The organism is Kitasatospora purpeofusca (assembly GCF_000718025.1).
Classification (GTDB): domain Bacteria; phylum Actinomycetota; class Actinomycetes; order Streptomycetales; family Streptomycetaceae; genus Kitasatospora; species Kitasatospora purpeofusca.
Genome location: NZ_JODS01000001.1, coordinates 255,132 through 268,853 on the forward strand (window position 1 = coordinate 255,132; position 13,722 = coordinate 268,853).

General features: G+C 72.1%; 16 protein-coding genes. 5 read left to right on the forward strand and 11 right to left on the reverse strand.

What is annotated here, in order from left to right; translation table 11 throughout:
- The first annotated feature begins 34 nt into the window (after positions 1–34).
- Genes IF01_RS0101180 through IF01_RS0101195 form a run of 4 tightly spaced genes read left to right on the forward strand, consistent with a single transcriptional unit; the run spans position 35 to position 2,819 of the window.
- Complete coding sequence (locus IF01_RS0101180; RefSeq protein ID WP_030391296.1) at positions 35–838, forward strand: ABC transporter ATP-binding protein; 804 nt, start codon at positions 35–37, stop codon at positions 836–838.
- Entirely contained in the window at positions 825–1,736 is a 912-nt protein-coding gene (locus IF01_RS0101185; protein ID WP_030391297.1) for an ABC transporter permease, read from the forward strand. Before IF01_RS0101180 ends, IF01_RS0101185 begins: the two co-directional genes overlap by 14 nt.
- 10 nt (positions 1,737–1,746) lie before the next feature.
- The gene (locus IF01_RS0101190; protein WP_030391298.1) at positions 1,747–2,550 is read left to right on the forward strand and encodes a sirohydrochlorin chelatase; all 804 of its coding nucleotides are present in this window, start codon (positions 1,747–1,749) and stop codon (positions 2,548–2,550) included.
- Positions 2,551–2,591: 41 nt separating this feature from the next.
- Positions 2,592–2,819 carry a hypothetical protein gene (locus tag IF01_RS0101195; protein ID WP_030391299.1) on the forward strand — a complete coding sequence of 76 codons (228 nt, stop codon included), beginning with the start codon at positions 2,592–2,594 and terminating at the stop codon, positions 2,817–2,819.
- A 7-nt stretch (positions 2,820–2,826) separates the two neighbouring features.
- Here the strand turns inward: IF01_RS0101195 and IF01_RS0101200 are convergent, their stop codons facing one another.
- The 4 genes from IF01_RS0101200 to IF01_RS0101215 all read right to left on the reverse strand — a co-directional run bounded on the left by IF01_RS0101200 (position 2,827) and on the right by IF01_RS0101215 (position 4,521).
- On the reverse strand, positions 2,827–3,237 hold the full coding sequence (locus tag IF01_RS0101200) for a PIN domain-containing protein (RefSeq protein WP_030391300.1): 411 nt from the start codon (positions 3,235–3,237) through the stop codon (positions 2,827–2,829).
- Positions 3,234–3,455 carry a type II toxin-antitoxin system VapB family antitoxin gene (locus IF01_RS0101205; RefSeq protein ID WP_030391301.1) on the reverse strand — a complete coding sequence of 74 codons (222 nt, stop codon included), beginning with the start codon at positions 3,453–3,455 and terminating at the stop codon, positions 3,234–3,236. Before IF01_RS0101205 ends, IF01_RS0101200 begins: the two co-directional genes overlap by 4 nt.
- A 71-nt stretch (positions 3,456–3,526) precedes the next feature.
- Positions 3,527–3,847, reverse strand: a complete 321-nt coding sequence (locus tag IF01_RS0101210; RefSeq protein ID WP_030391302.1) for a DMT family transporter — start codon at positions 3,845–3,847, stop codon at positions 3,527–3,529.
- A 5-nt stretch (positions 3,848–3,852) separates the two neighbouring features.
- A complete protein-coding gene (locus tag IF01_RS0101215) occupies positions 3,853–4,521 on the reverse strand; it encodes an FMN-dependent NADH-azoreductase (RefSeq protein WP_030391303.1) in 669 nt (222 codons plus the stop codon).
- A 145-nt stretch (positions 4,522–4,666) separates the two neighbouring features.
- Between IF01_RS0101215 and IF01_RS0101220 the strand changes: the two genes are divergently transcribed.
- The gene (locus IF01_RS0101220) at positions 4,667–5,281 is read left to right on the forward strand and encodes a TetR/AcrR family transcriptional regulator (protein ID WP_051741956.1); all 615 of its coding nucleotides are present in this window, start codon (positions 4,667–4,669) and stop codon (positions 5,279–5,281) included.
- Positions 5,282–5,364: 83 nt separating this feature from the next.
- Here IF01_RS0101220 and IF01_RS0101225 read toward each other — a convergent pair whose 3' ends face one another.
- The 7 genes from IF01_RS0101225 to IF01_RS0101255 form a co-directional block, all read right to left on the reverse strand.
- Positions 5,365–5,742, reverse strand: coding sequence for a hypothetical protein (locus tag IF01_RS0101225; protein WP_149030492.1), 378 nt, complete (start codon positions 5,740–5,742; stop codon positions 5,365–5,367).
- 42 nt (positions 5,743–5,784) lie between these two features.
- The gene (locus IF01_RS43425) at positions 5,785–6,543 is read right to left on the reverse strand and encodes a ricin-type beta-trefoil lectin domain protein (RefSeq protein WP_244215394.1); all 759 of its coding nucleotides are present in this window, start codon (positions 6,541–6,543) and stop codon (positions 5,785–5,787) included.
- Between the two features lie 42 nt (positions 6,544–6,585).
- The gene (locus IF01_RS0101235; protein ID WP_030391307.1) at positions 6,586–7,356 is read right to left on the reverse strand and encodes a ricin-type beta-trefoil lectin domain protein; all 771 of its coding nucleotides are present in this window, start codon (positions 7,354–7,356) and stop codon (positions 6,586–6,588) included.
- A gap of 48 nt (positions 7,357–7,404) precedes the next feature.
- On the reverse strand, positions 7,405–8,130 hold the full coding sequence (locus tag IF01_RS51500; RefSeq protein WP_051754801.1) for a ricin-type beta-trefoil lectin domain protein: 726 nt from the start codon (positions 8,128–8,130) through the stop codon (positions 7,405–7,407).
- A 513-nt stretch (positions 8,131–8,643) separates the two neighbouring features.
- Positions 8,644–10,326: a DEAD/DEAH box helicase gene (locus IF01_RS0101245; protein WP_078879562.1), complete on the reverse strand. Its 1,683-nt coding sequence runs from the start codon at positions 10,324–10,326 to the stop codon at positions 8,644–8,646.
- A gap of 157 nt (positions 10,327–10,483) precedes the next feature.
- Positions 10,484–10,690 carry a cold-shock protein gene (locus tag IF01_RS0101250; protein ID WP_030391310.1) on the reverse strand — a complete coding sequence of 69 codons (207 nt, stop codon included), beginning with the start codon at positions 10,688–10,690 and terminating at the stop codon, positions 10,484–10,486.
- A 300-nt stretch (positions 10,691–10,990) separates the two neighbouring features.
- Positions 10,991–13,177 carry an MMPL family transporter gene (locus tag IF01_RS0101255; protein ID WP_030391311.1) on the reverse strand — a complete coding sequence of 729 codons (2,187 nt, stop codon included), beginning with the start codon at positions 13,175–13,177 and terminating at the stop codon, positions 10,991–10,993.
- Positions 13,178–13,722 lie beyond the last annotated feature (545 nt).

Consider the following 13,722-nt stretch of genomic DNA (forward strand, 5'->3'; position numbering starts at 1 on the left):
AGATGCCAGACCAACCACGCAGGAGGTGCCCGGAATGAGCCCGGCACTGACCACCTCGAACGACGCCGACGGCGTCGGCACCCTCGACGGTGCCCCCGCCGTCCGGATCTCGCACGTGCACAAGACCTTCGGCCGCCCCGGCGCGCAGACCCACGTCCTGGACGACATCACCCTCGACGTCGCCCCGGGCGAGTTCGTCACGCTGCTCGGCGCCTCGGGCTGCGGCAAGTCCACCCTGCTCAACCTGGTCGCCGGCCTCGACAAGCCCACCGCGGGCAGCATCGACGTCCCCGGCGGACGCCCCGCGCTGATGTTCCAGGAGCACGCGCTCTTCCCATGGCTCACCGCCGGCAAGAACATCGAACTCGCCCTCAAGCTCGCCGGCACGGCCCGCGCCGAACGCCGCCCCGAGGCCGAGCGCCTGCTGAAGCTCGTCCGGCTCCAGGACTCCTACGGCAAGCGGGTGCACGAGCTGTCCGGCGGCATGCGCCAGCGCGTCGCACTGGCCCGTGCCCTCGCCCAGGGCAGCCAGGTGCTGCTCATGGACGAACCGTTCGCCGCCCTCGACGCCATCACCCGCGACGTCCTGCACAACGAGATCACCCGGATCTGGGCCGAGCAGAAGCTGTCCGTCCTCTTCGTCACCCACAACGTGCGGGAGGCCGTCCGGCTCGCCCAGCGCGTGGTGCTGCTCTCCTCCCGCCCCGGGCGGGTCGCCCGGGAGTGGACGATCGACCTCCCGCAGCCCCGCCGGATCGAGTCCGCCGGCGTGGCGGACCTGTCCATCGAGATCACCGAAGAACTGCGTGGGGAGATCCGCCGCCATGGCCAGCACTGACATCACCACCAAGGCCGGGTCGGGCCACGGCGGTACCGTCGCCGACTTCGCCGGCGTCGAGGCCGGGCTGGACGCGCTGGACGCCGTCGTCACCCAGCGCAACTCCACCGCCGAGACGCTGCGGCAGAAGGTCCTGCCGCCGCTGCTCGGCGTCCTCCTGGTGCTGGCCCTCTGGCAGGCCGCCTACAGCCTGCACGTCACCTCCGCCTACAAGCTCCCCAGCCCGCTCGACGTCTGGCACGCCGCCGAGGACCTCTGGTACCAGGGCACGCTGTTCTCGATCATCTGGACCAGCGTCTGGCGCGGCCTGTCCGGCTTCGTGGTCGCCCTCCTCATCGGCACCCCGATCGGCCTGCTGGTCTCCCGGGTCAGGCCGGTGCGCGCCGCGGTCGGCCCGGTCCTCTCCGGCCTCCAGTCGCTGCCCTCGGTCGCCTGGGTCCCGGCCGCCGTCATCTGGCTCGGCATCAACGACTCGATGATGTACGCCGTCATCCTGCTCGGCGCCGTCCCCTCGATCGCCAACGGCCTGGTCGCCGGCATCGACCAGGTGCCGCCGCTGTTCCTGCGGGCCGGCCGCACCATCGGCGCCACCGGCCTCGCCGGGGCCCGGCACATCCTGCTGCCCGCCGCGCTGCCCGGCTACCTCGCCGGACTCAAGCAGGGCTGGGCCTTCTCCTGGCGCTCGCTGATGGCCGCCGAACTCGTCGCCTCCTCCCCCGACCTGGGCCTCGGCCTCGGCCGGTTCCTGGAGAACCAGCGCGAGTTCTCCGACATGGCGGGCGTCCTGCTCGGCATCATCCTGATCCTGTTCGTCGGCATCGCCATCGAACTGCTCGTCTTCACCCCGGTCGAGCGCCGGGTCCTGCGCAACCGCGGCCTGCTGGCCGCCGTCAAGTAAGGCCCTCCGCATGACCGAACGACGGCTGTCCGCCGCCCCCGCCACCCCGGTGGCGGCGGGCAGCCCCGCCCTGCTCCTGATCGCCCACGGCAGCCGCGACCCCCGGCACGCCGCCGCGGTGGCCGCCCTGGTCTCCCAGCTGCACCGGCTGCGCCCCGGCCTGGACGTCGCCACCGCCTACCTGGACCACTGCGCACCGCGCATCCCGCAGGTGGTGGACCGGCTCGACCGCGCCACGATCGCCGTCCCGCTGCTGCTCAACCGGGCCTTCCACGCCAAGCACGACATCCCCGCCGCCCTCCGCACGGCCGGCGCCGACCTGCCGCTCGCGGACGTGCTGGGACCGTCACCGCTGCTGCTCGCCGCGCTCGACCGCCGGCTCGCCGAGGCCGCGCCGGAACTCGCCTCCCCCGCCGCCCGCGCCCGCACCGGCGTCGTCCTCGCCGCCGCCGGCTCCTCCGACCCGGCCGCCGACGCCGCCACCAGGGCGGTCGCCGCCGAATGGCGCCGCACCCGCGGCTGGGCCGCCGTCGAGGTCGCCTACGCCTCCGCCGGCGGCCCCCGCGTCCCCGACGCCGTCGCCGCCCTGCGCCGCGCCCCGGCCGTCGAACGGGTCGCCGTCTCCCCCTACCTGCTCGCCCCCGGCCTGCTCCCCGACCGCATCGCCGAGGCCGCCACCGAGGCCGCCGTCGACCACCTCGCCGACGTCCTCGCCCCCACCCCCGAGCTGGCCCGCCTCCTCCTCACCCGCTACGACGAGGCCCGCGCGGCGACCCGCACGGCGACCGGCACACCCCGGGCCCTCACGGCCTGAACGGGCCCCGGGCCCAGCCCCAACGGCAGTATCGTGAGGCCATGAGCGTCGCCCACGACCACTACCCCGAGCTCCATGACCTCATCGACCGGCTGGACCCGGAGCAGGCCGAGGAAGTCCGCCGCCACGCCCTCCGTCTGGTGGGCGAGGGCGAGGTTCCGCCACGCCATCGGCTGAGCTTCACCGGCATAGGAGTGAGTGCCAATCCTGACCTCGGCTCCGAGGCCAAACGAATCGTCCGCTCGGAGCTCCGGGGAGTCGACGAGTAGTTCCCTGTCAATCGTGCGCGAAGATGTTGTGCTCGGTCAGATCGGGGGCGTGGCGAGCCACCGTCCGGTAGTCGGCATCGTCGTGGAGCACGGTGAGCCCGTGGTGCGCGGCTGTGGCGGCAATCATGAGGTCGACGGCAGAGGCGCTCCGGTGCTGTCCGGCGAGGGCCATCCGGCGCTGCACAGTGTCGATCCATCGACCCGCGCCTTTCGGGACCGATACGTCGGGGTAGAGGTCCGCGAACATCTCCGCGACCTCGTCGTACTCCCTGCCGTCGCGCGCGGTGTAGAGGAACTCGGCGCGTTGCGGATAGCACGAGGCGATCGACTGGGCGTCGATCGCCTCGTACCAGGATGTCTGCAGTTTCGGGTCACGCAGCAACCGCACCAGGGCGGAGGTGTCGAGCAGGTAGATCACCGGGCGTCCTTCTCCATCCGGTGCAGACGCTCCGCATCCTCGACGGCTCCCCAGTGGCGGGCCCGTTCGAAGTGGCGGCCGATGCGCGCCGCGCGCTCCTGCTGCTCGGCGTAGTACCGGAGTGCCAGGTTCACGGCTTCCTTCTTGGTCCGGACCCCGGCCAGTGACATGGCACGTTCCAGCGCCTCGTCGTCGATGTCGATCTGCGTCACGGACATCCCGCACCTCCGGCAAACGATGTTGGCGATGTACAAGCCATTGTATTCCATCAACATCTCTACCGACAGCCTCAGCCCGCCGAGCCCAGGTGGACCGTGATCAGCCCCCCGGTGATCAGGGCGAGGCCCGCGAAGGCGGTGGGGGACGGGACCTCGTGGCGGACGAGCAGAGCGGTCAGGACGGTGCCGACAGTGCCGATGCCGGTGAACACGGCGTAGCCGGGGCCGACCGGGAGGTCCTGGAGGGCGCGGGAGAGCAGGTAGACCGCGGCCAGCATGAGCGCGAGGCACAGGGCGCTCTGCGGGAGGCGGGTGAAACCCCGGGTCGGTTCGATCGACTGCGCCCAGGCGACCTCGACCACCCCGGCGAGCAGCAGCCAGAGCCACGGCACGGCGCTCAGTCCTCCCTCGGGATGCGGAAGCCGACCAGCTTGGTGCCGAGTTCGCCGGCCCGGTACAGCGCGTCGGCCAGCGACTCGCGGTGCTGGCCGAGCCGCCCGGCGAGGGCCGGGTCGACCAGGGAGTTGACGAGTTCGGCGGCGATCACCTCGGCATCCTCGACCGCGTAGTGGCCGCGGAAGAAGTCGGTCAGGTAGCGGCCGTTGTGGTCGTAGGGCTCGCGCGGGGCGCCCGGGCCGTAGGCGCCGCCGCGGGCGGCGACCACCACGAACTTGCGCGGCGCGAGCACCATCCGGGGGAAGGTGACCTGGTCGATCCAGGCCTTGAGGGCGGACGGGATGCCGTAGTTGTACATCGGCGCGCCGACCAGGACGGCGTCGGCCGCGACGAGTTCGTCGAGCAGCGGCCGGACCACGGCCCAGGCCGCGCGCTCCTGGTCGGTGCGGACCGCCTCGGGGTAGCGGGCGATGTCGGTGATCTCCTCGCGCTGGAGGGTGTCGCAGATCCGGGTCCAGCCCTCGCGGATGGGCGGAACGGGCTCGGCGGCGAGGTCGCGGTGGGTGACCTCGCCGCCGCCGGCGCGCCAGGCGTCGGCGAAGGCGGCGCCGAGGCGGCGGGTGAAGGAGTCGGTGCGCGCGCTGCTGTCGAGGTGCAGGAGGTGGGACACGGTGAACCCCCGGGACGGTCTGGGCGGGACGGTACCGCCGACTTAAGCGGACACAGCGTCCACTTGTCGACGCGCCCAACAGTAAAGGGAAGCGGACATCGTGTCCACTTCCCTTGGGCGTGCCTTCGTTCTACCGTTGCTCCCCATGACGACCGAGCTCCCCCTGGCCGACGGCCCGCCGCCCCGAGAACGGGCCGACGCCGCCCGCAACCGGGCCAAGGTGCTGGCCGCCGCCGAGCGGCTCTTCGCGTCGGGCGACCCGGCCGCCGTCACCATGGACGACATCGCCCGGGCCGCCGGCATCGGCCGCGGCACGCTCTACCGCCGCTACCCCGACCGCGCCTCGATCGCCCGCGCCCTGCTCGACGAGCACGAACGCGCCCTGCAGGAGCGGCTGCTGCGCGGCGACCCGCCGCTCGGCCCGGGCGACACGGCCGCCGGGACGGTCCCCGCCCCGGCGGAGCGGCTGGCCGCCTTCTACGCGGCGATGGTCGAACTGCTGGAGACCCACGTCCACCTGGTGCTCGGCGCCGAGACCGGCGAGGCCCGCTACCGGACCGGCGCCCACGCCTTCTGGCGGCTGCACGTCGCCCACCTGGTGCGCGAGGCCGGCCGGCCGGACCCGGAGGTCCTGGCCGACCAGCTGCTCGCCCCGCTCGCCCCCGAGCTGTTCCGCCACCAGCGGGAGCGCGGCATCACTCCGGAACGGATCACGGCCGGCCTCGCCGCCCTGGCCCGGGGCGCCCTGGGCCAGGGCTGAGCGGAGGGCGGACCGGCAGGCACCGGACCTGGTCGGCGCAGCCGTCACAGCCCCGGAGCCGGACGGGGTGGTACCGGGCCGGTCTAGCCGGCCAGGGGCTTGGGTCCGAAGACGATCCGAGCGGAGGCCACCCACCCGCCGTAGATGCAGGAGGCGAAGACGGAGCCGTCACCGGTGCCCGGCCCAGCACTCCAGAGCGGCTCGATGACAGGGAAGCCGTTCGCGAATTCCTGGCAATAGCCCGAGATGCCCCAGGTCTGCCGCGGATCGAGGCCCGTACAGGTCCCGACGACGGCGGTGATCCGGCCGGAGAGCGAGCAGTTCTCGGCGGCCACGGCGTCCGCGACCGGCGCGGGCGGCGTGACCTGCGGGCCGCTCCCGGCGGCATTGGCGGCGGGAGCGGTCAGCGCGGCGGCCCCGGCGAGCAGGGCGGTGGCGAACATGGCGGCGGTACGACGCACGGGAAGACTCCTGGGAAGTAGTGGGAGCGGGGCAACGGCACGTCAGGCCGGCAGGTGCCAGACCTGGTTGGCGGCGCCGTTGCAGTCCCAGATCACGATCGGGCTCGCGTTGGCGGTGGAGTACGCGAACAGGTCCAGGCAGCGGCCGGACATCGGGTTGAACAGCGAGCCGTCGGGCCGGGCCTGCCACTGCTGGGCGCCGCCGCCGTTGCAGTCGTAGATCTGCACCGGGGTGCCGATGGCGGTGTTGCCGCCCTGGACGTCCAGGCACTTGCCGAGCGCGTGGATGGTGCCGTTCGCGGCGATCTTCCAGGTCTGGGCGGCGTTGCCCAGGCAGTCGTATATCTGGACCGGGGTGCCGTTGGCGTTGCTGCCGTAGCGGACATCGACGCACTTGTTCCCGTACCCGGTGATCGGCCCCCTCGGCCCGGCCGGGGGCGTGGGCCCGAAGATGATCTGGGCGAAGGCCACATTCCCGCCCTGGATGCAGGACGCGCCGATGGTTCCGTCACCGGTGGTGTTAGGGCCGACGAGCGGCTCCTGGTACAGGACCCCGTTCACCAACTCCTGACACCAGCCCGAGATGCCCCAGAGCTGCTCCGGGTCGAGGCCGGTGCAAGTCCCGTTGACGCCAACGGTGAAAAAGCGCAACGAGCAGTTCTGGGCGGCCGTGGCGGCCGCGACCGGGGCGGGCGGTGCGGCCTGCGGGGCGGCACCCCCGGCCGCCTGGGCGGCGGGCGCGGTCAGCGCGGCGGCTCCCGCGAGCAGAGCGGTGGCGAACATGGCGGCGATACGACGCACGGGGAGACTCCTAGGGAGTAGTGGGGACAGGGCGACGGTGCGTCAGACCGGCAGGTGCCAGACCTGGTTCGCGGCGCCGTTGCAGTCCCAGATGCCGAGCTGGTTGCCGTTCGTGGTGGAGTAGCCCAGGTCGTCCAGGCAGCGGCCGGACTGCGGGTTGAGCAGCGAGCCGTCCGCCCGGGCCTGCCACTGCTGGGCACCGGAGCCGTTGCAGTCGTAGATCTGCACCAGGGTCGCGTTGCCGGTGTTGCCGCCCTGCACGTCCAGGCACTTGCCGAAAGCGCGGACGGTGCCGTCGGTGCCGACCTTCCAGGTCTGGGCGGCGTTGCCCAGACAGTCCCAGATCTGGACCGGGGTGCCGTTGCCGTTGATGCCACCGCGCACGTCCACGCACTTGTTCGCGTAGCCGCTGATCTGTCCGACCGGGCCGGCCGGGACGGCGGGGCCGGCGACGATCCAGCCGGACTGCGGCATCGCGGTGCCGAAGCAGGTGGCGGTGGCGCGGGTGTTGCCGGTGACCCAGCTGCCGTTGGCCGCCGAGTACACGGGGATCCCGTTGGTGCCGATGGTCTGGCAGGTGCCCGCGACCCGCCAGGTCTGCATCGGGTCGATGTCCGTACAGGTGCCGAGGAAGCCGAGGCCGGCCCGGGTGACGGTACAGCTGCCGGCGGTCAGGGCGGCCGGGGCGGCGGCGGCACCTGCGGCACCCGCGACGGCAGGAGCGCTCGTGGCGGCTCCCGCGGTGGCGGGCGCGGTGAGCGCGGCGGCACCGGCGAGCAGGGCGGTGGCGAACATGGCGGTGGTACGACGCACGGGGAAGCTCCTGGGAAGTGATGAGGGACGATCGGGGGGAACGACGCGTCAGGCGGGGACGTGCCAGACCTGGTTGGCGGCGCCGTTGCAGTCCCAGATGCCGAGCTGGTTGCCGTTCTCCGTGGAGAAGCCCAGGTCGTCGAGGCAGCGGCCGGACACCGGGTTGAGGATCGAGCCGTCCGCGCGGACCTGCCACTGCTGTGCGCCGGTGCCGTTGCAGGTGTACAGCTGGACCTTGGTGCCGTTGGCCGTGCCCGCGCCGGTGACGTCCAGGCACTTGTTGAAGGCCCGGACGGTGCCGTCCACGGCGATCTTCCACTGCTGGGCGTTGGTGCCGTTGCAGTCGTAGATCTGGACGGGGGTGCGGTCGGCGCCGCTGGCGCCCTTCACGTCCACGCACTTGTCCGCGTAGCCGGTGATCGGGCCGACCGGACCGGCGGGCGGGACGGGGAGGCGGCCGGCGTAGACGATGTTCGGGAAGCTCAGGGTGTCGTTGATCCCGCAGGAGGCGACCGAGGTGCCGTCGCCGAACACCACGCCGCCCATGGCGGTGCGGTAGAACGGCACGGTGTGGTTGGCGTTCCAGGACTGGCAGGTGACGGTGACGTACCAGCCCTGGAGCGGGTCGCTGCCACTGCAGACGCCGTAGGCGTTCCAACCCCCGGCGTAGGAGTAGCAGTTGGCCGCGGCCGGGGCGGCGGTGGCGGGCGTGGCGAGGGCGGCGGCTCCGCCCAGCAGGGCGGCAGCGCCGAGGAGCGCGGCGGTACGACGCATCGGGAAGGTCCTTCCGAAGACGATGAACCGGTCAACCCGCTGTCGAGGAACCGTGATGACGGTGTATCGGTTGTGCGGGCCGCGTGAAGCCTCGGGGTGATGTACGGCCACGGTCAACATGAGGGGGAGATGATCACGCCAACGGTCCGTCCACGGACGGGCAGCGGTACGAACGGACGCGCGAAAGCGGCCGCAGGCCGGGGCTCCGGACGATACGTCCGGAAACCACCGGCCCACGGCCGCCGCGCCACGCACTCCGAGCCGGCCCGCGCGGCACACGCGCCACTCGGGGCCGATCACCCCCGAGTCCGAGCCTTTTTGCTCGCCGACGGACGTCAACTCATCAACTATTGAATAATACTGACGGACAGTCGGGCCTTTCGGCCGGCGGCCGGCCTCCAGGATCGACCGTCCACCGTCAACACGTCGTGGCCGGGATCCACCTCCGGAAGCACATGCGAACGGCCCGGCTCCCCCACTGGAGGGGAGCCGGGCCGTCGGGAGCCTGGTCGGTCAGTCGCCCTGGCGGCGCTGGCGGCCGGTGCCGTAGTTGGAGCCGGTCTTGGAGCCGCTGCCCGGCTTCGCCCGCCCGGAGGAGCGGCCGATAAAGCCGGCCGCCTGGCGCGACGCGCCGCCGCCCTGTCCGCCGCCCGCGGCGCCGGTGCGCTGCTTGGGCCGGGGCCGGCGCGGGTTGCCGTTCATGTCGACGTCGGTCGGCAGGCCGGAGCGCTTGCCGGAGCGTCGGCGCGGGGAGCCGTTCTTCCCGGCGGCGCCGCCCTCCGCACCGGACTGGGCCGGCGCGGCCGGGGCGGGTACGGCCACGGTGATCGGCACACCGCTCGGGGTGCGGGCACCGGTGATCCGGGTGAGCTCGACGTCGCCCGGGCGGATCTTCGTGGTGGTGGGGCGGATCCCGGCCACCGTCATCAGCCGGCTGACCTCGCGCCGCTGGTCCGGCAGGACGAGCGTGACGACGGTGCCGGACTCGCCGGCGCGGGCGGTGCGGCCGCCGCGGTGCAGGTAGTCCTTGTGGTCGATCGGCGGATCGACGTTGACGACCAGGTCGAGGCCGTCGATGTGGATGCCGCGGGCGGCGACGTTGGTGGCGATCAGCGCGGTGACGTGGCCGTCGCGGAACTGGTCGAGCACCCGGTTGCGCTGCGGCTGGGACTTGCCGCCGTGCAGGGCGGCGGCCTTCACGCCGTTGGCCAGCAGCTGCTTGGCGAGCCGGTCCGCGCCGTGCTTGGTGTGCACGAACATGATCACGCGCCCCTCGCGGGAGGCGATGTGGGCGGTGGTGGACGCCTTGTCCGCCGGGTCCAGCTGGAGCAGGTGGTGGTCCATGGTGGTGACCGCGCCGGCCGAGGGGTCCACCGAGTGGGTCACCGGGTCGGTGAGGAAGCGCTTGACCAGCCGGTCGACGTTGCGGTCCAGGGTGGCGGAGAAGAGCATCCGCTGCCCGCCCTCGGCGACCTGCTCCAACAGCTTGGTGACCTGCGGCAGGAAGCCCATGTCGGCCATCTGGTCGGCCTCGTCGAGCACGGTGATCGCGACGTCGGAGAGGTTGACGTCGCCGCGCCCGATCAGGTCGTCCAGTCGGCCGGGGGTGGCGACCAGGACCTCGGCGCCGCGGCGCACCGCGTTGGCCTGCCGGGTGATCGACATACCGCCGACGACGGTGGCGATCCGCAGGTTGACGGCGGTGGCGTACGGGGTGAGGGCCTCGGTGACCTGCTGGGCCAGCTCGCGGGTGGGCGTCAGCACCAGCGCCAGCGGGTGGCGGGCGTCGGCGCGCCGGCCGGCGGTGCGGGCGAGCAGCGACAGGCCGAAGGCGAGGGTCTTGCCGGAGCCGGTGCGGCCGCGGCCGAGCACGTCGCGCCCGGCGATCGAGTCGGGGAGCGTGGCGGCCTGGATCGGGAACGGCTCGGTGACGCCCTGGCGGGTCAGCGCGCTCAGGATGCCCTTGGGGAGCTCCAGCTCGGCGAAGCTCGCCGCCGGCGGGCGGGCCGGGGTGCCCTCGACCACGGTGAAGTCGGCGGGCTCGGCGACCCGGGGGGCGTTCCGGCGCGGGGGCCGGGAGGAAGCGCCGGTGCGCGGGGCGCCGGTGCGCGGGGCGCCGCCGGTGCGCGGGGCGCCGCCGGTGCGGGGCTTGCGGGAACGACCGCCGTCGCGGGGCGACTGGGCAGGGGTGGTCACAGGATCTCCATCCAGAGCGTGACAGCCCCTGGTGAGGGGCTGGTCCGGCCGTCGGAAAGGAGTTCGCCGCCCCGGCCGTTCGGCGGCATGAGCGAGGGCCCGCACCGTGCGGTGCGGGCCCTCGCTACGCGAAATCGCGCGTCAGCGGAGGCTGACGTCAGCCGATGACGCGGATGTTCTCGGCCTGCGGGCCCTTCTGGCCCTGGGTGACGTCGAACTCGACCTTCTGGCCCTCGAGCAGCTCACGGAAACCCTGAGCCGTGATGTTCGAGTAGTGGGCGAACACGTCCGGGCCGCCAGTCTCCTGCTCGATGAAGCCGAAGCCCTTTTCGCTGTTGAACCACTTCACGGTGCCGGTAGCCATAACCGTCTCCTCTAACTGGGGCATCGGAGCCCACACCTCGTGGACCCCAAGTAGCCGCGATCCCCATCCGGAGGCTGAAACACCGGACAAAACAAATGCGCCTGTTGGTTGGTACCAGCAGGCGCACACATACGTTCATGGGAACCAAAACTGCAACTGATACGACTCTAGCACGTCCGCACCCCGATTGACCGGGGAGTTTCTGCCGCACAGATCACGTTTGCCGGATCGGCGGAACGGGCAAACGGCGCCCGCCGTGAGGCGGGCGCCGTCCGTGTCGCTACCGGCTGGAACGGGCGGTCAGCGCCGTCCGGCCGACTCCGGCAGACCGTGGGCGCTGTGCGCGCCCGCCGCCGGAACGGCCTCGCCGTGGCCACCGGTGGCGTCGCCGCCGTGGCCGGGCCACCAGGCCGCCTTGCCGACCAGCGCGGTGAGCGCCGGGGTGAAGAACATCGCCATCACGAAGGCCGCCAGGGCGATGCCGAAGGCCATGCCGAAGCCGAACTCCAGCATGAAGATGTTGCCCGCGAGCATGAAGGTCGCGAACGACACCGCCAGGATGAAGCCGGCCGCCGCGACGGTCGGGCCGCCGTGGCGCACGGCCTCGCGGGCCGCCTCGCGCGGGCTGCGGCCCGCCCGGGCCTCCTCGCGCAGTCGGGCGATGATCAGGATGTTGTAGTCGGTCCCGATCGCCACCACGAAGAGGTAGATCAGGATCGGCAGCATGAACATCATGCCGTGCTCGCCCTTGATGTTCTGGAACAGCAGGGTCGAGGAGCCGAGGGTCGCGGTGAAGCCGAGGCCCACCGAGGCCATCAGGTACCAGGGCGCGACCACGCTGCGCAGCTGGAGGGCCAGGATCAGCAGGATCAGCAGACCCGCGATCGGGAACACCAGCTTGTAGTCGTGGGACATCGCCAGGTTGATGTCCTTGTAGATCGCGGTGATGCCGCCGACCTTGGCCTCGGTGCCGGACGGCGCCTCGGCGTGGGCGACCTTGCGCAGCTCGGTGACCGTGTCTATCGCGTCGTTGCTGGACGGCTCGTTCTTGAGCAGGACGGTGAAGTCCGCCGTCGCGCCGTCCTTGCTGAGCTGCGGCGTCGCGGGGGCCTCGGCCACGCCGGGGACGGCCGCGAGCTTGGCGGCGTAGCCGCCGAACGCGCCCTGGTCGAGCTTGGCCCCGCCGTCGACCGTCAGGTAGACGTGCGTCGGGTCCGCGGCACCGGCCGAGAAGCCGTTGACCAGCTTGTCCTGGACGACCATCGACTCCGCGGTCTTGGGCATGGAGCTGCCCGCGAGGTCGAAGGTGCCGTTGTAACCGAGGGCGCCGGCGGTCAGGGCCAGCAGCACGCCGCCGGAGGCGACGGCCACCAGGGCCGGCTTCTTCTCGACGACGCGGCCGAGGGCGGCGAACCGGGCGTCGCTCGGCTCGTGCATCCACTTCTTGCCGGGCCAGAACACCCCGCGGGCCGGGATGACCGTGAGCACGGCCGGGGCCAGGGTGAGCGAGGCGAAGGCGGTGACGACGACCGCGATGGCCAGCGCCGGGCCGAGCGCCTTGAACATGCCGAGGCTGGAGAGGATCAGCACCGCGAAGGCGACGGTGACCGCGCCGGCCGCGGAGGCGATCGCCTCGCCGACCCGGGCGACGGCGTTGACCACGGCCTCCTGCCGGGTGTCGCCCGCCCGCAGCCGCTCGCGGTAGCGGAAGGCGAGGAACAGGAAGTAGTCGGTGCCGACGCCGAGGACGACGACGATCAGGATCGCCGACAGCACCGGGGTGGACTTCAGGTCGAACGCCTTGGTGGCGTAGGCGATCAGGCCGTTCGCGGTCGGCATCGCGATCATCAGCGAGAGCAGCACCGGCAGGAGGCCGGCCAGCACGCTGCGGAAGATCAGGCCGACGATGATCGCGACCAGGACGACACTGCTGATGCCGATGACGGCGTCGGCCGCGCCGGAGGACTCCTGCTGGTCCAGCTGCTGGGCGGCCTGGCCGCCGAGCTGGTACTTCAGGTCGGTGCCCTCGGCGAGCTTCTTGCCCTCTTCACGGACCGACTTGGCGACCTCGCCGAACTTCTCCGAGTTCTGGGTCGTCTTGTCGATGGCGATCGGCGCCAGCGCGTACTTGCCGTCCTTGGAGGTCGTCTGGTCGCTGACCGGGACGATCTGCTCGACGTGCTCGATCTTCTTGTCGGTGAGGCCCTGGACGATCTTCGCCACGGCGGCCTTGTCGGCGGCCGTCAGCGGGGCGCCGTCGTTGCGCTCGAACAGGGCGAGCGCGGACGGCGTGAAGTTCGCCGGGAACGCCTTCTCCTGCAACTGCGCGGCCTGGATGGACTCGTAGTGCTTGGGGAGGAATGCGGCCTCGTCGGTCTGGGCCGTGATCTTCGGGGCCGAGACGGCGATGGCGATCATCGCGACGACCCACGCCGCGATCACCCACCAGGCGCGACGGACGACAAAATGTCCTAGTCGGTGGAACATGCTCGTGATGCCTCCTGGGCATGGTTCACCGCAGCCCTCGGGGGACGGGACGTCGGGCGACGGATCGGATCGGCCCGACCTGTGTGGCAGGTCTAGCCGGTCGGCAGGTAAGTACTCAGAGGGACTCATCCTACGGTCACTTGCTAGCCGACCGGCAAGCAGTTTTCCCCGTGACCCCGTTGCCGCAGTCCGACCCCCTCGGGGACGCCGCAAAGTGCCCCCGAGCCATTTTCGCGTGCGGAGGACCGCCTTGACCTCGTACTCGGGGTGGAGACGGCTCCCCCTCAGGGTGGAGCTTGCTCCCCTGACCCCAGGAGGAGATATCAGGGTTGCCGGGTAGGGAAAACCCCACCCCGCCCCCGAGGAAGACCACAGGGCGCACTCCCCCGCCAGCCGGATACCCCGTCACCAGCCGCTTCCCTAGTGTCGATCACGACGCCGGACCGCACCCGGCGCCCCACTCCGGCGGCCGACCACCGCCGCACACCCGGCCCGCGCCCGCCACCGGCGCCGGCCGCTCTTCCAGGGGGAACCGTGAAGACCAA

Bases quoted from the DNA above. Each gene is read 5' to 3' on its own strand.
- IF01_RS0101180 (WP_030391296.1), top strand. From the start codon at position 35: ATGAGCCCGGCACTGACCACCTCGAACGACGCCGACGGCGTCGGCACC.
- IF01_RS0101185 (WP_030391297.1), top strand. From the start codon at position 825: ATGGCCAGCACTGACATCACCACCAAGGCCGGGTCGGGCCACGGCGGT.
- IF01_RS0101190 (WP_030391298.1), top strand. From the start codon at position 1,747: ATGACCGAACGACGGCTGTCCGCCGCCCCCGCCACCCCGGTGGCGGCG.
- IF01_RS0101195 (WP_030391299.1), top strand. From the start codon at position 2,592: ATGAGCGTCGCCCACGACCACTACCCCGAGCTCCATGACCTCATCGAC.
- IF01_RS0101205 (WP_030391301.1), bottom strand. From the start codon at position 3,455: ATGTCCGTGACGCAGATCGACATCGACGACGAGGCGCTGGAACGTGCC.
- IF01_RS0101220 (WP_051741956.1), top strand. From the start codon at position 4,667: ATGACGACCGAGCTCCCCCTGGCCGACGGCCCGCCGCCCCGAGAACGG.
- IF01_RS51500 (WP_051754801.1), bottom strand. From the start codon at position 8,130: ATGCGTCGTACCGCCGCGCTCCTCGGCGCTGCCGCCCTGCTGGGCGGA.
- IF01_RS0101250 (WP_030391310.1), bottom strand. From the start codon at position 10,690: ATGGCTACCGGCACCGTGAAGTGGTTCAACAGCGAAAAGGGCTTCGGC.
- IF01_RS0101255 (WP_030391311.1), bottom strand. From the start codon at position 13,177: ATGTTCCACCGACTAGGACATTTTGTCGTCCGTCGCGCCTGGTGGGTG.